The sequence below is a fragment of the Micromonospora sp. DT46 genome (genome assembly GCF_049841735.1).
Lineage (GTDB): Bacteria > Actinomycetota > Actinomycetes > Mycobacteriales > Micromonosporaceae > Micromonospora > Micromonospora reichwaldensis.
Genome location: NZ_JBNCKW010000001.1, coordinates 139,957 through 158,164 on the forward strand (window position 1 = coordinate 139,957; position 18,208 = coordinate 158,164).

The 18,208-nt window shown below is 75.4% G+C and carries 19 protein-coding genes; 9 read left to right on the forward strand and 10 right to left on the reverse strand.

Translation table 11 applies throughout. The features are described 5' to 3' along the window. Window positions 1-49: 49 nt before the first annotated feature. From ACLQ20_RS00625 to ACLQ20_RS00640, 4 genes are read left to right on the forward strand one after another with little or no spacing between them, the layout of a single operon-like run. The gene (locus tag ACLQ20_RS00625) at window positions 50-946 is read left to right on the forward strand and encodes an ABC transporter ATP-binding protein (protein WP_425853866.1); all 897 of its coding nucleotides are present in this window, start codon (window positions 50-52) and stop codon (window positions 944-946) included. Then, window positions 943-1,740 (forward strand): ABC transporter permease subunit, encoded by a 798-nt coding sequence (locus tag ACLQ20_RS00630; protein ID WP_151456985.1) that lies wholly within the window; start codon window positions 943-945, stop codon window positions 1,738-1,740. The genes ACLQ20_RS00625 and ACLQ20_RS00630 overlap by 4 nt, the downstream gene beginning before the upstream one ends. A 2-nt stretch (window positions 1,741-1,742) precedes the next feature. Next, complete coding sequence (locus ACLQ20_RS00635) at window positions 1,743-2,486, forward strand: YqeB family protein (RefSeq protein ID WP_425853867.1); 744 nt, start codon at window positions 1,743-1,745, stop codon at window positions 2,484-2,486. A gap of 39 nt (window positions 2,487-2,525) precedes the next feature. Next, window positions 2,526-3,068, forward strand: a complete 543-nt coding sequence (locus ACLQ20_RS00640) for an SOUL family heme-binding protein (protein ID WP_151456983.1) — start codon at window positions 2,526-2,528, stop codon at window positions 3,066-3,068. 49 nt (window positions 3,069-3,117) lie between these two features. On the opposite strand, the gene ACLQ20_RS00645 is transcribed toward ACLQ20_RS00640, so the two are convergent. The 7 genes from ACLQ20_RS00645 to ACLQ20_RS00675 form a co-directional block, all read right to left on the reverse strand. Continuing rightward, on the reverse strand, window positions 3,118-3,801 hold the full coding sequence (locus ACLQ20_RS00645; protein ID WP_425853868.1) for a 4Fe-4S single cluster domain-containing protein: 684 nt from the start codon (window positions 3,799-3,801) through the stop codon (window positions 3,118-3,120). Continuing rightward, complete coding sequence (locus tag ACLQ20_RS00650; RefSeq protein ID WP_425853869.1) at window positions 3,794-4,906, reverse strand: helix-hairpin-helix domain-containing protein; 1,113 nt, start codon at window positions 4,904-4,906, stop codon at window positions 3,794-3,796. The genes ACLQ20_RS00645 and ACLQ20_RS00650 overlap by 8 nt, the downstream gene beginning before the upstream one ends. Further along, the gene (locus ACLQ20_RS00655) at window positions 4,890-5,102 is read right to left on the reverse strand and encodes a DUF2997 domain-containing protein (protein ID WP_425853870.1); all 213 of its coding nucleotides are present in this window, start codon (window positions 5,100-5,102) and stop codon (window positions 4,890-4,892) included. Before ACLQ20_RS00655 ends, ACLQ20_RS00650 begins: the two co-directional genes overlap by 17 nt. After that, the gene (locus ACLQ20_RS00660; protein WP_151456979.1) at window positions 5,102-5,554 is read right to left on the reverse strand and encodes a hypothetical protein; all 453 of its coding nucleotides are present in this window, start codon (window positions 5,552-5,554) and stop codon (window positions 5,102-5,104) included. Before ACLQ20_RS00660 ends, ACLQ20_RS00655 begins: the two co-directional genes overlap by 1 nt. 32 nt (window positions 5,555-5,586) lie before the next feature. Next, entirely contained in the window at window positions 5,587-7,251 is a 1,665-nt protein-coding gene (locus tag ACLQ20_RS00665) for an AAA family ATPase (protein ID WP_358115815.1), read from the reverse strand. Between the two features lie 116 nt (window positions 7,252-7,367). Then, a complete protein-coding gene (locus ACLQ20_RS00670) occupies window positions 7,368-8,837 on the reverse strand; it encodes a serine hydrolase domain-containing protein (RefSeq protein WP_425853871.1) in 1,470 nt (489 codons plus the stop codon). A gap of 85 nt (window positions 8,838-8,922) precedes the next feature. Next, window positions 8,923-9,435 carry an ArsR/SmtB family transcription factor gene (locus ACLQ20_RS00675; RefSeq protein WP_425853872.1) on the reverse strand — a complete coding sequence of 171 codons (513 nt, stop codon included), beginning with the start codon at window positions 9,433-9,435 and terminating at the stop codon, window positions 8,923-8,925. Window positions 9,436-9,541: 106 nt separating this feature from the next. On the opposite strand from ACLQ20_RS00675, the gene ACLQ20_RS00680 reads away from it, so the two are divergent. Continuing rightward, window positions 9,542-10,474: a ParA family protein gene (locus tag ACLQ20_RS00680; RefSeq protein WP_132233766.1), complete on the forward strand. Its 933-nt coding sequence runs from the start codon at window positions 9,542-9,544 to the stop codon at window positions 10,472-10,474. After that, window positions 10,471-11,010 carry a hypothetical protein gene (locus ACLQ20_RS00685; protein WP_425853873.1) on the forward strand — a complete coding sequence of 180 codons (540 nt, stop codon included), beginning with the start codon at window positions 10,471-10,473 and terminating at the stop codon, window positions 11,008-11,010. The genes ACLQ20_RS00680 and ACLQ20_RS00685 overlap by 4 nt, the downstream gene beginning before the upstream one ends. Window positions 11,011-11,274: 264 nt before the next feature. Here ACLQ20_RS00685 and ACLQ20_RS00690 read toward each other — a convergent pair whose 3' ends face one another. After that, window positions 11,275-13,278, reverse strand: a complete 2,004-nt coding sequence (locus ACLQ20_RS00690; protein WP_425853874.1) for an endo-1,4-beta-xylanase — start codon at window positions 13,276-13,278, stop codon at window positions 11,275-11,277. Window positions 13,279-13,569: 291 nt separating this feature from the next. Between ACLQ20_RS00690 and ACLQ20_RS00695 the strand changes: the two genes are divergently transcribed. After that, entirely contained in the window at window positions 13,570-14,109 is a 540-nt protein-coding gene (locus tag ACLQ20_RS00695; protein ID WP_425853875.1) for a DUF1697 domain-containing protein, read from the forward strand. Window positions 14,110-14,195: 86 nt separating this feature from the next. Here the strand turns inward: ACLQ20_RS00695 and ACLQ20_RS00700 are convergent, their stop codons facing one another. Next, on the reverse strand, window positions 14,196-15,185 hold the full coding sequence (locus tag ACLQ20_RS00700) for an MBL fold metallo-hydrolase (RefSeq protein ID WP_425853876.1): 990 nt from the start codon (window positions 15,183-15,185) through the stop codon (window positions 14,196-14,198). A gap of 155 nt (window positions 15,186-15,340) precedes the next feature. After that, a complete protein-coding gene (locus tag ACLQ20_RS00705; RefSeq protein WP_425853877.1) occupies window positions 15,341-16,264 on the reverse strand; it encodes a serine hydrolase in 924 nt (307 codons plus the stop codon). A gap of 146 nt (window positions 16,265-16,410) precedes the next feature. Between ACLQ20_RS00705 and ACLQ20_RS00710 the strand changes: the two genes are divergently transcribed. Continuing rightward, window positions 16,411-17,367, forward strand: a complete 957-nt coding sequence (locus tag ACLQ20_RS00710) for a LysR family transcriptional regulator (RefSeq protein WP_151457212.1) — start codon at window positions 16,411-16,413, stop codon at window positions 17,365-17,367. Between the two features lie 277 nt (window positions 17,368-17,644). Then, window positions 17,645-18,199, forward strand: coding sequence for an NADPH-dependent FMN reductase (locus ACLQ20_RS00715; protein WP_358115795.1), 555 nt, complete (start codon window positions 17,645-17,647; stop codon window positions 18,197-18,199). Window positions 18,200-18,208: the final 9 nt, after the last annotated feature.

Below are 18,208 nucleotides of genomic sequence, written 5' to 3' on the forward strand. Positions count from 1 at the left end.
GACCGTCGGCCGCAGCGCGCGACCGGGTGGCTCCGGCAGCGTGGCCGGCATGATCAGCGTGGAACACCTCACCAAACGGTACGGGCGGCACACCGCCGTCGACGACGTGTCGTTCCGCTGCGAGCCGGGCACCGTCACCGGCTTCCTGGGACCGAACGGCGCCGGCAAGTCCACCACCATGCGGATGATCTGCGGGCTCACCCCGCCCAGCGGCGGCGGCGCGACGGTCGGCGGCCGGCCGTACCGGGAACTGCCCAACCCCGGGCGGGAGGTGGGCGTGCTGCTGGACGCCTCGGCCCAGCACGCCGGGCGCACCGGGCGGGAGGCGCTGACCGTGGCCGCGGCGACCATGGGCGTGGACCGCCGGCAGGTCGCCACCAAGCTCGACCTGGTCGGGCTGAACGAGGTCGCGGCGAAGCGCCGCCTCCGGGCGTACTCGTTGGGGATGCGGCAGCGGCTCGGCCTCGCGCACGCGCTGCTGGGCGACCCCCGGGTGCTGATCCTCGACGAGCCGGCCAACGGCCTGGACCCGGAGGGGATCTTCTGGATGCGCGGCCTGCTGCGCGACTTCGCCGACCGGGGCGGCACCGTGCTGCTCTCCTCCCACCTGCTGCGCGAGGTGGAGGCGGTCGCGGACCAGCTGGTGGTCATCGGGGGCGGCCGGATCGTGGCCCAGGGCGAAAAGGCCGAGTTGCTGGCCGGCGGCGGGACGCTGGTGCGGGCCCGCGACGGCGGGGCGCTGCGCGGCGCGTTGGAGCGGGCCGGGCTGACGGCCACCGAGGGCACCGAGGGGCTGCTGGTCCACGCCGACGCCGAGGCGGTCGGGCAGGCCGCCGCCGACGCCGGCGTCGCCCTCACCGAACTGCGGTCCGCCGGCAGCGGCGGCCTGGAACAGCTCTTCCTCACCCTGACCGCCGGCGCGTCGACCCAGGAGGCCGTCCGATGACCACCGCCACCACCGCCAGCCCGCCCGCCACCACCGCGCCCCAGCGCCATTCCGGCGTACGCCGGCCGTCGCTGCTCCGGCTCACCGGCGTGGAGCTGCGCAAGCTCGTCGACACCCGGGCCGGGCTCTGGCTGCTGATCACCATCGGGCTGCTCGCCGCCGCCCTCGTGGTGGTCCAGTTGATCTGGTCGGACGACGCCGAGCAGACCTTCCCCAACTTCTTCCTCCCCTCGATGCTGCCGATCGGCCTGCTGCTGCCCGTGCTGGGCATCCTGTCGATCACCGGGGAGTGGTCCCAGCGCACGGCGCTCACCACGTTCGCCCTGGTGCCCCGGCGGGGCCGGGTGATCGTCGCGAAGCTGGTCGCGATGGTGCTGGCGGCCCTGGCGTCGGTGCTGGTGAGCCTCGGCGTGGCCGCCGCCGGCACGCTCGTCGCCGCGGCCACCGGCGGCGCCGGCACCTGGCGCATGGAGTGGGCCCTGGTGCTGCACGCCGTGGCGCTCCAGGTGGCCAACGTGCTGATGGGCGCCGGCTTCGGCCTGCTGCTGCTCAACACCCCGCTGGCGATCGTCGGCTACCTGCTGCTGCCGACCGTCTGGTCGATCCTCGGCGAGATGATCCGGCCGCTGCGCGGCCCGGCGGGCTGGCTGGACACGGGCCGCACCATGGAGCCGCTGCTCACGCCCGACGTCACCGCCGGGCAGTGGGGACGGTTCGCCGTGTCGCTGCTGGTCTGGCTGGCCGTGCCGCTGGTCGCGGGGCTGATCCGCACGCTGCGGCGCGAGGTGTCCTGACGGTGGACGGCTACGGTGCGCCCACCGTCGTCGACGGCGGCGCGGCGGAACTGGCGATCCTCTGGGGCGGGTTCCCGGCACTCGGCGCGGGCGCCGGGTGGCTGCTCGTCGCCGGCGCGGAGTGGATCGCCGGGCTGTCCTGGGCTCCCGCGCAGGACCTGTTCGAGCTGGTCGCCCGGCTGCCGGACCCGCAGGCCGGCATCGGCGGGCTGGCCGTCGGCACGCTGGGCGGCCTGCTGGTCGCCGCCGTCGGCACCGCCGAACGGCTCGCCGTCACCGTCGACACCGAACGGGTCCGGCTGCGCCGCGACCGCAAGGACCGGCAGGTCGGGCGGCGACCGGCGCGCGCCGTCTTCGTCGACGGCAAGGACCTGGTGCTGCTCGGCGCGGACGACGAGGAACTGGTCCGGGAGCGGTCGGACCTGGCCGTCGACCGGCTGCGCGACGCCTTCCGGACGCACGGCTGGCCGTGGACCGACGGCGACCCGCACCGGGACGCGTACCGGCGGTGGGTGCCGGACCTGCCGGGGCTGCCGACCGGCGCGGACGCACTGCTGCGGGCCCGGCAGCGGGCACTCGACGCCGACCGGGGTGGCGAGGCCCGGGAGCTGCGCGGCGAACTGGGCCGCACCGGGGTGGTGGTCCGCGACGACGGCCGGCGGCAGTACTGGCGGCTGACCCGTGCCGCCCCGCGCACCAGGTCGGAGGACGCGACTTCGGCTGAGCCGGAGGTCGAGGGCCGGTAGCGTTGCTCCCGACGGGTCCCGGGGCACGGGGAGCGCGCGATGACCGAGCAGCAGCCGTACCGGGTGGTGGCCCGGCACCCCGGCTTCGAGCTGCGCCGCTACCCGGCCCACCTGGTCGCCGAGGTGCGGGCGGAGGGCGCGTTCGAGCAGGCCGCCCGGGACGCCTTCCGGCCGCTGGGCGCGTACCTGCGCGGTGCCAACCGCGCGCGGCGGGCGACCGACCGGGAGACGGGCCCGCAGACGATCGCGATGACGGTCCCGTTCGTGCAGGAGGAGGGGGACCGGCCGGGCCACTGGCTGGTGTGGCTCGTGATGCCGGCGGGCCTCACCGCCGACACGCTGCCCGAGCCGGCGGACCCCCGGGTGCGCACCCGGTTGGTCCCGGCACAGCTCGCCGCCGCGACGCGCTTCGCGGGCCGCTGGACGGCCCGGGCGTTCGACCGGCGGGCGACCGCGCTGGGCCGGGCGGTCACCGCGGCCGGGCTGCGCCCCACCGGCGCGGTCCGGTACGCCCGCTTCGATCCGCCGTGGAAGCCGTGGTTCCTGCGCCACAACGAGGTCGTGCTGCCGATCGCCGAGTGAGCCGGGTGCCGCGGCCCGGCACGGGGCGCTCCCGGCCGGACCGGCGCGGCTACCCTCGCCGGGGTACGCCCGCGGGCCGGGGCCGAGGGCTGGTCACCGACGCCAGCAGTTCGTCGAGCGCGTCGACCTCGGCCCAGCCGTTCACCGCGATCCGGCCGGCGGCGTCGACGGTCACCTCGACCCGGTCCGGGCTGTGCGACACCTCGTCGAGCAGTCCCGGGAAGCGGTCGCCGAGCAGCACGAACTCCTGGTTGGTGGAACCCACCCAGGGCCGCCGGGTGTCGATCCGATCGGCCAGGAACGGCCCGGCGACGAGGAGGTCGGTCGCCGCCAGCAGCGCCGCGACGTCGTCCCGGCCGGCGTCGACCGCCCGGTGCAACTGCGCCCGGGTGTAGCCCGTGAAGGTCATCACCGAACGCCCGGCGGCGCGTACCTCGGTGGCGACGGCCGCCAGCGGGGCGGCCTGGTCGAAGGGCTCGCCGCCCAGCAGGGTCAGCCCCTCGGTGCCGGCGTCGAGCGCCCGGCGCACCAGGTCGGCGGGGGCGACCCGGTCCCCGCCCCGGAAGCTCCACAGGTGCGGGTTGAAGCAGCCGGGGCAGCGGATGGCGCAGCCCTGCACCCAGACGGCCGTCCGCTCGCCCGGGCCCTCGGCGCGGGTGGCGGCCAGGAAGCGCGCCACCGCCACCGTCTCCACCCCCACCGGCGGGCGCGGCCCGGGACCCTCGTCAGACATCGAGGACCCGGCCGGGCGGCGGCCGGTCGGGCGCCGGCCCGGCGGGCGGGACGCACTCCACGGCGTCGCGCAGGCGCGCGTACTCGTGGGGGGCCAGGTTGGCGGCGGCGGCGAACTCGGCCAGGCTGCCGAAGGACCCGCGCCGCTCCCGCTCGGCCAGCACCTGCCGGGCGCGCTGCGGGTCGAAGCCGGGCAGCGCCGCGAGGTCGCCCGGCCCGGCCGCGTTGACGTCGATCGGCGGTCCAGCCGGCGGCCCGGAGGCCGGCGCGTCCGGCTGCCCCGGGGCCGGCGCGTCCGGCTGCCACGGAAGCGACGTGATCGGCCCGGTGGGAAAGGGGTCGACGGCCGGCGCCAACGTCGGGTCGGCCGCCAGCGGCGGATACCCCGTCGACGTGGGCGGATGTCCCGTCGTAGAGGCGGGCGGGTACACCGGCGACCCCGGCGGATAGGACGACGACGCGGGCGGATAGGACGGCGACCCCGGCGGGTAGGACGACGACGCGGACGGATAGGACGGCGACCCCGGCGGGTAGGACGACTCGGGCGGGTAGGCCGACGACCCCGGCGGATAGGCGGGCGACGCGGGCGGGTACCCCGGCGGGTAGGCCGGGGACGGGTAGCCCGCCGTCGAACCGGGCTGATACGTCGGGGACATGCCCGGGTAGGGACGGGGGATCGGGCCGGCGGGAGCCGCCCCGGGCAGCGGAGCCAGCGGGTACGCGCCGCCGGGCCACGCCGTCGCCGCGAACCTGGCGCGGCGGTCCGTGAGCCAGCGCAGCCACGCCGGATTGATCAGCGCGGCATGCAGGATGCTGGCGATCCACACGGCCAGGAGCACGCCGACCGCCCAGTCGCTGAGGGCGCTCTCCTGGTCCGACTCGCCGACGACGAGGAACGCCGCCGAGCCCACCACGGTGTAGAAGATGCCGGGGAGCCACCACGCCGCGCGCTGGGCCCGCAGGCCCACGTAGATGAATCCGAGGCCGCCGAGGCAGCTGCATCCGAGGACGGGCAGCAACAGCCACCAGCTCTGCAACACCTGCCACGTCGTGCTCGGCCGGGGGACGGCCGGGGGCGGCCAGCCGGGGTTAGGCGCGTTCGACATCGCGCTGCTCCTGCCACTCGGGCACGGCGGCGCGGTCGCGGTCGGCGGTGTACGCGCTGCGTACCGTGCGGGCCGCCAGCAGGTCCTCCAGCACGGCGATGTAGTCGAGGCACCCGTCGCCGAGCACGTCCCTGGTCTCGGCGCTCACGACGCCCTCGCTGGTCACGGTGACCACGATCCGCGGCTGCCCGCCCATCACGACCTGCCCTCGACGGCGAACACCAGGCGGACGCTCGCGTCCTCGGTGACCTGTTCGGACTCCAGCCGCAGCCCGGCGGCGGGGGCCTGCTCGCGCAGCCGCTCCAGCACGGCCCGCTGGACCTGCCGCCCGTACGCGGCGTCGATGGCCCGGACCGCCTCGACGGCCCGCGGCTCGTCGACCTCGCCCGTGAAGTGCGCCGACCAGATGCCGTCCTCGCCGCGCCGGAAGCCGGCCCGCACGTCGGCCCAGTCCGCGATGACGGCGTCCGGTTCGGTGGTGACCACCGCGCCGGTGTCGCGCAGCGCGGCGACGAGCAGCGTCTCGTCCCGCATCCGGGTCTGCACCTGGCAGACGACGTGCCCCTCCCCGTCCCGTCCGGCGGTCGCGGCGTGCGTCGCGGCGACGGCGGCGACGGCCAGCGGCAGGAGTATCAGTGAGACGCTCATCGGGGCCCCCTCCCTCGGTTTCGACCCACAGACTAGAACTCGACCGCTCGCCCGCCCTGCCCCCGTTGCTGCCCCGGACCGCCGGGGCGGGCGCCGCCCGGGCCGACGGGACGACCACCGAGGTCCCAGTCCTCGGCGGCGGTGGCGGCGACGGCGCGGGCGTCGGCCCAGGAGCGTACGGCGTCGATGCGTTCCGCCTGGGTGACACTGAGCGGCACCATGCTGACCAGTGCCCGGACCAGGTCGTCGCGGCGCAGCGGACGCCGTTCGGCGAAGGCGTCGAAGAGCCCGCCGACGACGGCCTGCTCGATCTCGGCCCCCGAGTAGCCCTCGCTGAGCCCGGCGAGTTCGCCGAGCAGGGCGTCGTCGGGCGTCAGGGCACCGGCGACGGCCGGGTTGCGCAGCCGCCGGGCGAGGTGGACCCGCCAGATCGACGCGCGCTCCGCGCGGGTCGGCAGGTCGACGAAGAAGATCTCGTCGAAGCGCCCCTTGCGGAGCAGTTCCGGGGGCAGCCGTTCGAAGTCGTTGGCGGTCGCGATGACGAAGACGGGCCGGGACTTCTCCTGCATCCAGGTCAGGAAGGAGCCGAAGACGCGGGCGGAGGTGCCGGAGTCGTTGGCCCCGCCGACGAAGCCCTTCTCGATCTCGTCGACCCACAGCACGCAGGGTGCGGTCGCCTCGGCGGTCCGGATGGCGGTGCGCATGTTCTGCTCACTCGACCCGACGAGCCCGGCGAAGACCCGGCCGACGTCGAGCCGCAGCAGCGGCAGGCCCCAGGCCGAGGCGATCGCCTTCGCGGTCAGCGACTTGCCGCAGCCGGGGACGCCGGTGATCAGGACGCCCCGGGGCGCGGGCAGCCCGTACGCCGCCGCCTCGGCCAGCCAGGAACCGTCCCGCTTGGCCAGCCACCGCTTCAGGTTCTCCAGCCCGCCGACGTCGGCGAGGTCGACCGGGGCGTCGACGAACTCCAGCAGCCCCGACTTGCGTACGGTCTGCCGCTTCTCCTCGTGCACGACCGCGAGGTCTCTGCCGTCGAGCACGCCGTCGTTGACCATGGCGCGGGCGAACGCGTTCTCCGCCTCGTGCAGGGTGAGCCCGAGGGCCGCCTTGGCGAGCCGTTCCCGGCCGAGGTCGTCCAGGGCGACGCGGATCCGGCCGCCGGCGGAGTTGGCGGCGATCATGCCGTCGAGCACCCGCCGGATCTCCGTCTCGGTGGGCAGTGGGAAGTCGATGATCGTCACGTCCTTCTCCAGCTCCACCGGGATGTGCAGCACCGGCGAGACCAGGACGAGGGTGCGCGGCACCGGGCCGGCCTTGAAGGCCGCCACCACGTCCCGCAGCCGGCGGACCACGCCGGGGGTGCCCGGCCGGTCGCTGCTGCCGTGCGCCGGGTGCAGGTCCTTGAAGATCAGCACGCTGGGGTGGTCGAGGCGCAGCACGGCGGCCAGCGCGTCCTCCGGGTCGGTGGTGCCCTTGCGGGCGACGCCGTCGGGTTGCACGAGCCCCGTCGTCAGCGACCAGGTCCACACCGCCCGTGGCGTGCGGACGAGGGTGGCGTCCCGGGCGACGGCGCAGACCTCGGCGACCACCCGCTGTTCCTCGGACGACTCGACGTAGAGGACCGGGAAGCGCGCCTTGAGCATCTGCGACAGTGCGTCACGGAACGGCACCACCACCGTCGCCCCCTCCCACCCCACCGACGAGCAGCGCGACTCTAACAGCCCCGCCCACCGCCCACTCCGGCGTCGATCATGGGATCGCCGGCGGGGATTCCGGCATTTCCCTCCGCCAACCTTGTGGTCGCCGGCGGGGGTCAGGCGGTGAGGATCAGGATGGCCAGGATCGCCAGGAGGGCCGAGAACGCCGCCGAGGTCAGCCGCCGCCACGGCGGTGCGCCGCCCAGCGACGGCAACCCCCGCCAGCGGTACGCGGCCAGGACGATCCCCGCCGCCGAGACGCCGGCGCCGAGCGGCCAGAGCCAGCCGGGAACCATCGACCAGTCGCCCAGCCGGTGGCCGAGGGCGGGGTAGAGCACCGCCCAGGCGACGGCGGGCGCCAGGGTCAGCCGGTCGGGGGCCCGGCGGGTGGTGCCGAGCAGGCTCAGCCCGCCGAGGAAGGTGAGCACCACCGCGAGCCCGGCGCCGATCCAGACGGGCAGCGGCGGGCCGTCGCCGTCGGCGTCCCGCGCCGGCACGCCGAGCAGCCGCAGCCCGATCGGCTCGACGCCCTTGGCGGTGTTGCCGAGCACCACCACGCCCCGCCCGGTGGCCCGCTCGAAGCCCAGGTAGGCGTGGAAGCCGCCGGTGGCGCCGTTGTGCCAGACGATCTCGCGGTCGCCGTACCGGGTGGTGAACCAGCCGTAGCCGATCCGGTTGCGATCGTCCTCGGTGAAGCGCGGGGTGGCCGCGTCGGCGCCGGGCGCGGTGCCGGCGAGCGTCGCGCCGAGCAGCCGGGCCAGGTCCCCGGCGGTCGACCAGGGGCCGACTCCGGCTGGCGCGTAGCCGCCGCTGACCCAGGCCTCGACCGCGCGGCCGCCGGCCGTGGAGCCCTCGGCGCGCCCGGGCGGCAGGGCGTCGGCGTCGGTCGCCACCACGGTCGACGTCATGCCGAGCGGTCGCAGCAGCTCACGGTCGAGCAGTTCCGGGTACGACGTGCCGGCCCGGGTGGCGAGCGCCTGCCCGAGCAGCGCCACGCCGAGGTTCGAGTAGTGGACCTCTCCGCGCCCGTCGCCGGGCTCCTCCCCGCCAGCGGCGTCGAGCAGCCACCCGGCGTCCCGGCCGGCGTAGGGGTTGCCGCCGGTGAGGTTCGCCCACCAGGCCCCGACCAGGTCCCCGACCGAGGTGGTCGCAAGGCGGGGCAGGCCGGAGCGGTGGCTGCCCAACTCGGCGAGGGTCGCCTCGCGGGTGGGCCCGCTCAGCTCGGGCAGCACGGCGCCGACCGGGTCGTCGGGGCGTACCGCGCCGGTCGCGGCCTGCCGGGCGAGGAGCATCCCCGTCATCACCTTGGTGATCGAACCGATCTCGAACGGGGTGCCCGGCTCCACCGGGCGGCCGGCCCGGTCGCGGTCGCCCAGGCCCGCGGTGCGGACGCGGCCGTTCTCCAGCACGGCGACGGCGAGGCCGCGGTGGCCCCCGGCGTCGGGCAGCGCCGCGCGGACGTCGGCGGCCAGCGAAGTGTCGCCGGTGCTCTGCCCAGTCAGCCGGGGCTCGCGCGGCATGATCCCGATGGCCGCGACGGCGCCGACGAGACCGACGACCAGGGCGAGGACGATCGGCTTGCGCATGGTGCTTCCCTCCGTCGGGGGCTTTCGGCGGGTCGGCGCCCACCGGACCGGGCGGGGCTTCGACCGGGCGGCGGGGTGCGGCGGGTCAGCGGCGGGTGGCGGTGAGGATGGCCAGCAGCGGCACGACCCGCTCGGCCGGGACGGCGTAGTGGCCCCGGCCGGCGCTGCGCAGCCAGCCGGCGGCGGTGAGCTGGCGCAGGTGGTGGTGCAGCTGGCCGGTGGTGCCGAGGCCCTCGATCTCGGCCAGCTCGCCGGTGCCGTGCCGGCCGCCGAGGATCTCCCGCAGCAGGCGCAGCCGCACCGGGTGCGCGAGGGCGGTCAGCACGCCGGCCAGTTCCGTCCAGTCGCCGGCGAGCACGTCGTCGACCATGAGGCCGTACTGCCAGTCGTAGCGCTGGTCGTCGAGGCGGACGGTGCCGGTGTAGAGCACCGCGCCGCCGCCGTCGACCGGGATCCGTTGCTTCAGCCCGTCGAGCGCCCAGAAGGCGTCGCCGGTCGCCGGGGGCGCCTCGGCCGGGGGCGGCTCCGCCCCGATTCGCTCCGTCAGGGCCGCGACCTGCGCCTCCAGCGCGCTCAGCCGCTCCTCGATCTCCGCCATACGTCGATAGTACGAACTTACGTAGTTACGTGCAAAGGCGGACCGCCGGAGCGGGTGCCGCGCCGGTCCGCCGGCCCGCTACCGTTCCCGGTCTGGGGAGGTGCCGGTGTACGTCGTATCGGTGATCAATTACAAGGGCGGGGTCGGCAAGACCACCGTCACCGCCAACCTCGGTGCCGAGCTGGCCAACCGCGGGATGAAGGTGCTGCTCATCGACCTCGATCCACAGGCCAGCCTCACCTTCGGCTTCTACGACCCCGACGACTGGCGGGACCGGCTGCGCGACGGCCGGACGGTGAAGCGCTGGTACGACGGCCTGCGCGGGGACACCCCCGCGACGACCCTGGGCGAGCTGGTCGTCTCCCCCGGCCCGGCCAACGCGCGACTCAGCGGCGCCGGCCGACTCGACCTGATCGCGTCCCACCTCCAGCTCGTCGACATCGACCTGGCGCTGGCCCGGGCGGTGGCCGACGGCGACGAGTACGACGCCGAACTGTTCCGGGTGCGCGGCTCCCTGGCCGAGGGGCTGCACGACGACGCGCTCGGCGGCTACGACATGGTGCTGATCGACTGCCCGCCGAACTTCAACGTGGTCACCCAGTCGGCCATCATCGCCAGCGACCACCTGCTCATCCCGGCGAAGGCCGACTACCTGTCCACGCTGGGCATCGACTACCTGCACGGCAACGTCCGGGAACTGGTCGACCAGTACAACGCCGACGCCCGCCGGTTCGCCACCACCCGCCGGCACCACAAGGTCGCCCCCGACGTGGCCGGCGTGGTGTTCACGATGATCCAGCTCATGGCGCAGCGGCCCATCGCCGCCCACCAGGGCTACATGGACCAGGTCCGGGCGCTCGGCCTGCCGGTCTTCCCCACCCCGCTGCGGGAGAACGTCACCGTGTTCGCCACGAACACCCCGCGCGGCGTGCCCGTGGTGCTCCGCGACCGGATCGCCACCCCGGCGGTCCGCGACGAGCTGCGCCGGCTCGCCACCGAGTTCCTCGACCACCTCCAGCCCGAGCGGGCCGGGGCGTGACCGACCCGACCCGCGACGTCGCCGACCTGGTGACCGCGCTGCTCCGGGGGCTGCCCGCCGCCGACCTCGCCGCCCTGGCGGAGGGGCGGGCCCGGCTCGCGGTGGTACCGGTCGACCCGGCCCCACCCGCCCCACCGCCCGCCGGAACCGCCCCCGCCGGGCACCCGGCCACCGCACGCGCCGACCGGCCCAGTCCCGCCGGGCAACCGGCCGCCGAATCCGCCGACGGGACTGCCTCCGCCGGGCAGCCGGCCACCGAATCCGCCGGCCGGGGCGGGGCCCCCGCGCGCCCGTCAGCCCGGCGGGCGGCGTCCGCGCCGGACCCGGTGGCGGCCCGGGCCGCGCTGGCGTCCATGTCCCGCCGCGACGACGGTACGGCGTACCTCTCCGGCTGGACCGCCCGCGACCTGCGGGTGCTCGCCGCGAGCCTGGAGTTGCGCGGCGTCGGCGGGCTGCGGAAGGCGGACCTGGTCGCCCGCATCGTCGACCGCACCATCGGCTTCCGCCTCGCCTCCGCCGCCATCCGCCGGCTCTGACGCCGGACCCCGCCTTCCGCCGGCTCTGACGCCGGACCGGAGCGGACGGCGTCTCCGGCATCCGTGGGGGTCCCGGCCCGGCTCCGCCGCGCCGTCCGGGCGCCGGGCACGGCGATGGCCGGGCCTGCCCGGCCCGGCCATCGCCCACCGTCGCCCGCTGACACCTCGGGTACGGCCCTTCCACCAGACACCGTCGCGCTGGTACGGCGGCCGGCCACCGACCGGAGGCGGGCAGGTCGGGTGGCGGTACGACGGGCCGGTGGGTCAGCCGGTCGCGCAGGCCAGTCCGTCGAGAGTGAAGCCGGCCGGGCGGTCGTTGCTCGTGGACCACCCGGCGAGGAAGCCGAACTCGACCGTCCCGCCAGCGGGCAGGACGGAGTTCCAGGACGTGGGGGTGACCGACACGTCCGGGCCGTCCTGCCGGACCGTGCCGTTCCAGAGCTGGCTGATCCGCTGCCCGTCCGGGAACCGCCAGCGCACCGTCCAGCCGTCGTGCGCCCGCCCGCCGGTGTTGGTGATCCTGACGCTCGCCTGGAAGCCGCCCGGCCACTGGTTGGAGACGGTGTACGTCGCCCGGCAGGCGTCCGGCCCCGTGGTCGGCGAGACCGTCGGCGAAACGGTCGGGCTGGCGGTTGGCGAGACCGTCGGGCTGACCGTCGGCGTCGGGGTGGGGTTGATCCGGGTCGGGTCGACGATCCCCCAGTACGCCGACTTGGCCTGGAGTTCCGTGTCGAACAGCAGCGGCGCGTCCTTGCGGGCCACCGGGAAGGTGTCCAGCCAGGTGTCGTCGTCCGCCAGCCCCCACAGGGTCACCGAGGTCAACTCGTCGGCGTAGCGGCGGTAGAGGGCGAACAGGTCCCGGTACCGGTACGCCTGGGTCAGCAGCCGGTCGGCCGGCGGGGTGGGGAAGGACTCACTGCTGTCGACGTAGATGCTGACGTCCATCTCGGTGACCTGCTGCTCCACCCCGAGCGGGACGAACGCCTGGAGCATCGCCTCGGTCTCGGCGATCGACGGCCACTGGACGTTGACGTGCATCTGGTGCCCGACGCCGTCGATCGGCACCCCTTCGGCGCGCAGCTGGCTCACCAGGTTGCGCAGCTTGTCGCGCTTGGCCGGCACGTTGGTGTTGTAGTCGTTGATGTAGAGCTTGGCCGTCGGCGCGACCTCCCGGGCCACCCGGAACGCGGTACGCAGGTAGTCCAGCCCGCTGATCTCGTACCAGCGGCTGCGCCGCAGCCCGTCGGACTGGTTCTCGTCGATCACCTCGTTGGCGACGTCCCAGACCCCGATGGCGTCGCCGTAGCGGCCGACGACCGCGCGGATGTGCGCCTCCAGCCGGGACAGCAGCAGGGCCTTGTCGGCCGGGTCCGAGGTCAGCGGGGTGCCGTCGGTGTCGGTGAAGACCCAGGCCGGGGTCTGCTGGTGCCAGACGAGGGTGTGTCCGCGTACCGCCAGGTCGTTGTCCGTGGCGAAGCCGACCTGCGCATCGGCGTCGGCCCACCGGAAGGTGCCCTCGGCCGGCTGGGTGGCGTCCCACTTGAGCGCGTTGCCCGGGGTGACCGTGTCGAAGTGCCGGCGCAGCAGGGTGGCCTGGTCGCCGATGATCTGCCGGTTGCCGATCGCCGCCCCGATCGGGAAGTCGGCGGCCAGCACCTCACGCAGGGCCGGGATGTCGGTCTGCACCGGCTTGGTCGGCTGGTACGCCATGGTGAAGTCGTCGATGTGCAGGTCGGCGGTGCCGCTGGCGGTCTCCACGTACGCCGACAACCCGTCCACGTCGTACGCGAGCACGTACGTGCCGGTGAGCCGGACCCAGGCGTCGGCGGTGACGGCGGTGTCGCCCACCACCTGGTCGTAGGCCGAGGTGCCGCCGGAGTCGCGTTGCACGCTGAGCCGGACCTGGCCGGGCGGCTGACCGGCGGCGAGCCGCACCCACACCGTCAGCGTGTAGCGGGTGCCCTTGACCATCTCGTCGAGCAGGTCGAGGGCGGGGCCCTGCCAACTCGCGGTGCGGCCGGAGGCGAGCAGGCTGCGGGTGCCGCCGTGGGCGACGGCGGTGCTGACCGCGACGGTCTCCCCGGCCCGGGGCCGGAAGCCCTGGGTGGTGCCGTCCTCGAAGGTGGCGTCGAGCACCACGACGGGTTCGGCGGCGCGGGCGGGCGGGCTGGTCAGTGGAACGGCGGCGGCCACGGCGACGGTGGCGAGGCAGGCCAGGGCCAGCAGCCCCGGCAGAAGGTGGTGACGGCGCGTCCAGGGAGCGCGCATGGCGGTGTCCTTCCGGTACGGATGGGTGCGCGCGGACCGCTGGGCGAGGTCTCTCGCTTGAGGCGGTCGCACGCCGGTCGACCGGCATGAGCCCGCATGCCGGTGTCCGTGGTCCCGCTCCGCTCGCGGCACCCGTTGCCGGGGGCCGCTGTCGAGAACCGATGGTACGGATCACGGACCCGGCACTCCAGCGCGGTGTGCTGAGCGGCGGGCCCCGCCCCGGCGACGACGGCCGCGACCGACGTCGCCCACGCCCTAGGCTGGCCCGTACCGGCGGGTCGAGGAGGTCGTGTGGACAGGTGGGTCGCGTTGCTGCGCGGGGTCAACGTCGGCGGCGCGAAGGTCGCCATGGCCGACCTGCGCCGGCTGGTCGCCGGCCTCGGCCACCACGACCCGCAGACGTACCTGCAGAGCGGGAACGTGGTCTTCGGCAGCACGGTGCGCGACGCCGACGCGCTGGCGCGGGGCATCGAGCGGGCCATCGCCGACGAGCTGGGGCTGACGGTGCCGGTGCTGGTGCGCAGCGGCCGGGAACTGGCGGCGGTGGCCGGCGGCAACCCGTACGCCGGGCGGGAGGACGACCCCACGCGGCTGATGGTGGTCTTCCTCGCGACCGCGCCCGACCCGGCCGCCGTGGCCGCCCTGACCGTGCCCGACGGCGAGAACGTGGCGTTCACGGTCGCCGGTCGCGAGGTCTACCTGCACCATCCCGACGGCGGCTACGGCCGGTCGAAGTTCACCAACAACCACCTGGAGAAGAAGCTCGGCGTGGTGGCGACCACCCGCAACTGGCGCTCGGTGCGGGCACTGGCCGGGATGTCGACGGGCTGAGCCCTCGCCGCCCGGTCCCGCATCGGCGGCCGACCCGGGCGCGACGACGGGCCGGGGGCTGCCGCCCGCGGCCCGTCGCGCGTTGCTCAGAAGTGGTACGCGGTGTGGTACTCCGGCACGATCACCCGGCTGCGCGGGGAGACCCGGCGGATGGCGGCGAGGAACGCGTCCAGCCGCTCGCGGTCCGTCGGCGCCATGGGCACGGGGTTGCGCAGCTCGGTCTCGAAGTTGTCGAAGTGCACCGGCACCACGACCTTCGGCCGGTCGAGCGCGTCGAGCAGCCGCTCGGCGTAGTCGGCGGTGACCGTGGTGCTCGGCAGCGCCAGCATGGCCACGTCGGGGGCCAGTCCCGTCAGGTTCCGCTCGGCGAAGTCGCTCGCGCCCATGAAGAAGACCGACGGGCCGCCGGGCACCCGCAGCTGGTACGCGAGGGTGTCGCCCTCGGGCAGGTCGGCGATCGTCTCCGGCTTCGCCGGCTGGCTGACCCGTACGCCGGGGAAGGCCATCGAGTACGACTTGTTGCGGCTGTGCAGGGAGCTGATCACCTCCACCGTGTACGCGCCGAAGTCCAGCACCTCCCCGCCCCGCACCGGGCTGAGCTGCCCCGACGGCAGCCCGTACGCCAGCCCGAGGTGGTAGGCGGTCAGCGTGCCGAAGACCCGGGCGCCGGTGCGGCCGGCGATGTGCGGCACGTCCATGTAGTGGTCCCAGTGGGTGTGCGTGACGAGCACCGTCTCGGCACGGTCCACCAGGGAGTCCACGACGTCGGTGCGCACCTCCAGCTTCTTGGTCTGGTCGAAGGCGCCCCTGAACAGCCCCGTGTCGATCCGGCTGAGGAAGGGGTCGACCAGGACGGTCCGGTCGCCGACGTCGATGCGCCAGGCGGACGTACCCCACCAGCGGAAGCTGACCGGGCCGCTGCGGCGGCCGGCCGGTGCGGCGGCGACCGGCGCGGTGGCCGGCGGCGCGGCGTGTGCCGGGCCGGTCAGGGCGGCGCCGGCGAGCCCGCCGGCGGATACCAGCGCGGTGCTGGCGGCGGCGTCCCGGAGGAAGCGGCGGCGGTCGATGTTGGGCATGCGGAACTCTCCCCGTCGTGGTGCTGATCGGTCGGTGCCGAGCCAACCAGCACGACCCCCGCCAGGTCCAAGATCCATGCCCGACACGGTCGATATCCCGACGCATATCGGAGCAGCTCAGCGGGGTCGTCGGCACCGCCCTGCGGCCGACAGACTCAGCCGGCACGCAGCCCCTCGACGGCGGCTCGGGCGGCCTGGCCCATCGCCAGGTCCACGTCGATGCGGCGGGTGGCGAGCTGCGTGGCGCGGACGAAGACGGCGACGGCGTACCGCCCGCCGTCGGGGTACTCGGCCACGCCCGCCTCCAGGTGCAGGCCCGGCAGGGTGCCGGTCTTGCCGGCCACCCGCACGCCCGGCGGGAAGCCGGCGGCCAGCCGGGTCCAGAAGAGCTGCCGGGCCATCCAGCCCCGGACCATCGCGCACGCCTCGGGCGGGCCGGCCTCGTCGCGCCAGATCAGGCCGAGCAGCCGGGTGATCTCCCGGGCGGTGCTCGACGTGGTGTGCGCGGGATCGAACATCCGCATCGCGCGGACCCGCTCGGGCGGCAGGGTGGGAAAGATCCGGGCGAAGTCCGCCTCCGTCCGCGCGCCGACGTCGGCGAGCATCGTCTCGACCAGGTGCCGGGGACCGCCGGCGATCCGGGTACGCGGCAGCCCCAGCTCGGCGGCGAGCATCGGCAGCACGTCCGCCCCGACCCGGCGCAGCAGCAGGTCGGCGGCAGTGTTGTCGCTGACCGACATGGCGAAGTAGGCCAGGTCCCGCAGCGACACCTCGGCGTCGTCGGCGCAGCCGGCGATCCCCCACCCGCCGAGCCGGTCGTCGGCGGTGACGAGGACCCGTTCCCGGGGGTCGAGCTGGCCGGCGACGACCTGCCGGGCGAACTCCAGCACCAGCAGCACCTTGAAGATCGAGGCGATCACCACCTGCTCGTCCGCCCGGACCGCCACCTCCCGCCGGCCGCCGGGCTCTCCCGTACCGGCACCGCCGTCGACCGCGTCGAGGTCGACGACGTGCAGGCAGCCGGTGACCCCGGCCCGCTCGAAGATCTCCACGATCCGCTCCGCCACCACACTGCGCACGGTAGCCGCTGCCCCGCCCCCGCCCACCGCGCGCCCGCTGGACGCAGCGCTCGGCCGCTCGGCCGCTCGGCACCAGATCTTGGTAGAAAAGTGCCCCCCGAGGGGCGCTTCGGTACCAAGATCTCGCGCTGGCGTAGGGTCCGGCCGTGGACCTGCTCCGGCACCTGCGGCACTTCGTGGTGGTCGCCGACGAGCTGCACTTCGGGCGGGCGGCCGAGCGGCTCGGCATGGCCCAGCCGCCGCTGAGCCAGTCGGTGCAGCGCCTGGAGCGGGAGTTGGCGGTCGAACTGTTCGACCGGTCCCGGCGGCAGGTGCGGCTGACCACCGCCGGCCAGTTGCTCGTCGGCGAGGCCGAGGAACTGCTGGCCGGGGAGGGCCGGCTGCGCAACCTGATGCGCCAGGTGCGCGACGGCGTGTCGGGGGTGCTCCGGGCGGGGGTGCCGCCGGAGACACCGGCCGTGACCCTGCGCGAGCTGCTCGACCGGCTGGCCGAGCGCGCCCCCGGGCTCGACGTCGACCTGCACGAGCTGACCAGCGGCGAGCAGGAGCGGATGCTCAGCGAGGGGCGGCTGGACGTCGGCCTGCTCCACCATCCCGTCACCGACGACGGGCTGCGCCTCGGTGCCGCCGTCGACGTACCGCTGGGGGTGCTGCTGCCGCGCGCCTCGGCGCTGGCCCGGGGACGGGAGGTCGAGCTGGCGGCGCTGGCCGGACTGGACCTGGTGACCGCGCCCCGGGCCACCGCGCCCGGCTGGCACGACCACCTGCTGGAGGTCTGCCGCCGGCACGGGTTCACGCCGGGGCGGGTCCGCCCGGCGCGGAACCCGGAGTTCCTCTTCGGGCTGGTGCTGGCGGGCGGCGGGGTCGCGGTCGAGCCGGCGGCGACGGCGCGCCGGGAGCCCCGGATCGCCTGGCGGCCGGTCGCCGGGTCGCCGCTCGTCCGGCGCACCTCGGCGGCCTGGCCGCGCCGGGCCGCGCACCCGGCCGCGCCGATGTTCGGGCAGCTCGCGGCGGAGGTGCTGGCCGACGGGTCGGAGCCCCCGGCGCCGCCGCCCGGGCCGGCGCCCCGCCCCTGGCCGGTGCTCTTCGACGAGCCGGCCTGATCACCGGTTGGAAGGCCCCGATCAGGGGTACGCCGAGCGGATCACCGGGCTGGACCGGGGCGAGGCCGGCCGGCAGGGCCCGAACCCGGACACCTTCGACTACGTCCCGGCCTGACGCCCCCACCCCGGCGCACCCGGTCACCCCGCCGGCCCTCCCCTCCCCTGGCGCCCGTGGCAGCACCCGCCGCCGACATCGCGCCCCGCCAGTTTCGATCTGGCGGGGCGCTGGCCGCCGTCTCGCGCCCGACGGGTGGAACCGGAGCCGGGAGGGGGAGCCATGACGCCACTGCGCCTCGCCGTGATCATCGGCAGCACCCGGGAGGGGCGGGCGGGCGACCGGATCGGCCGCTGGTTCGTCGACCGGGCACGGCGGCGCGACGAGTTGGCGGTGACGGTCGTCGACCTCGCCGACCACGACCTCCCCGCGAGCTGCCCGGCTGAGCCGACTCCCGCGATCGGGTCGTTCGTCGCGCAGATCGCGCGGGCGGAGGCGTTCGTCGTGGTCACCCCCGAGTACAACCACAGCTTCCCGGGCTCGTTGAAACAGGCGATCGACCACGCGTACGACGAGTGGCAGGCCAAACCGGTCGGCTTCGTGTCGTACGGGTGCGGTTCCATCGGCCTGCACGCGGTCGACCAGCTCCGGACGGTCTTCACCGCACTGCACGCGGTCACCATGCGCGACGTCGTCGGTGTCGACCTGCTCGACGGCGCGCCGTCACCCCCGACGGCCGACCGGTGCGAGCGGGCCGCCGACGTCCTGCTCGACCAGCTCCACTGGTGGGGCCTGACCCTGCGCGAGGGTCGCGCCGCGCGCCCGTACGTCTCCTGAACGTGTGAC

What these genes read in the sequence shown, in the direction of transcription:
- ACLQ20_RS00625 (WP_425853866.1), top strand. Translation starts at nt 50, where the DNA reads ATGATCAGCGTGGAACACCTCACCAAACGGTACGGGCGGCACACCGCC.
- ACLQ20_RS00655 (WP_425853870.1), bottom strand. Translation starts at nt 5,102, where the DNA reads ATGGGCGGGCAGCCGCGGATCGTGGTCACCGTGACCAGCGAGGGCGTC.
- ACLQ20_RS00715 (WP_358115795.1), top strand. Translation starts at nt 17,645, where the DNA reads ATGACGCCACTGCGCCTCGCCGTGATCATCGGCAGCACCCGGGAGGGG.
- ACLQ20_RS00660 (WP_151456979.1), bottom strand. Translation starts at nt 5,554, where the DNA reads ATGAGCGTCTCACTGATACTCCTGCCGCTGGCCGTCGCCGCCGTCGCC.
- ACLQ20_RS00650 (WP_425853869.1), bottom strand. Translation starts at nt 4,906, where the DNA reads ATGTCGAACGCGCCTAACCCCGGCTGGCCGCCCCCGGCCGTCCCCCGG.
- ACLQ20_RS00700 (WP_425853876.1), bottom strand. Translation starts at nt 15,185, where the DNA reads ATGCCCAACATCGACCGCCGCCGCTTCCTCCGGGACGCCGCCGCCAGC.
- ACLQ20_RS00690 (WP_425853874.1), bottom strand. Translation starts at nt 13,278, where the DNA reads ATGCGCGCTCCCTGGACGCGCCGTCACCACCTTCTGCCGGGGCTGCTG.
- ACLQ20_RS00645 (WP_425853868.1), bottom strand. Translation starts at nt 3,801, where the DNA reads ATGTCTGACGAGGGTCCCGGGCCGCGCCCGCCGGTGGGGGTGGAGACG.
- ACLQ20_RS00640 (WP_151456983.1), top strand. Translation starts at nt 2,526, where the DNA reads ATGACCGAGCAGCAGCCGTACCGGGTGGTGGCCCGGCACCCCGGCTTC.
- ACLQ20_RS00670 (WP_425853871.1), bottom strand. Translation starts at nt 8,837, where the DNA reads ATGCGCAAGCCGATCGTCCTCGCCCTGGTCGTCGGTCTCGTCGGCGCC.
- ACLQ20_RS00630 (WP_151456985.1), top strand. Translation starts at nt 943, where the DNA reads ATGACCACCGCCACCACCGCCAGCCCGCCCGCCACCACCGCGCCCCAG.
- ACLQ20_RS00675 (WP_425853872.1), bottom strand. Translation starts at nt 9,435, where the DNA reads ATGGCGGAGATCGAGGAGCGGCTGAGCGCGCTGGAGGCGCAGGTCGCG.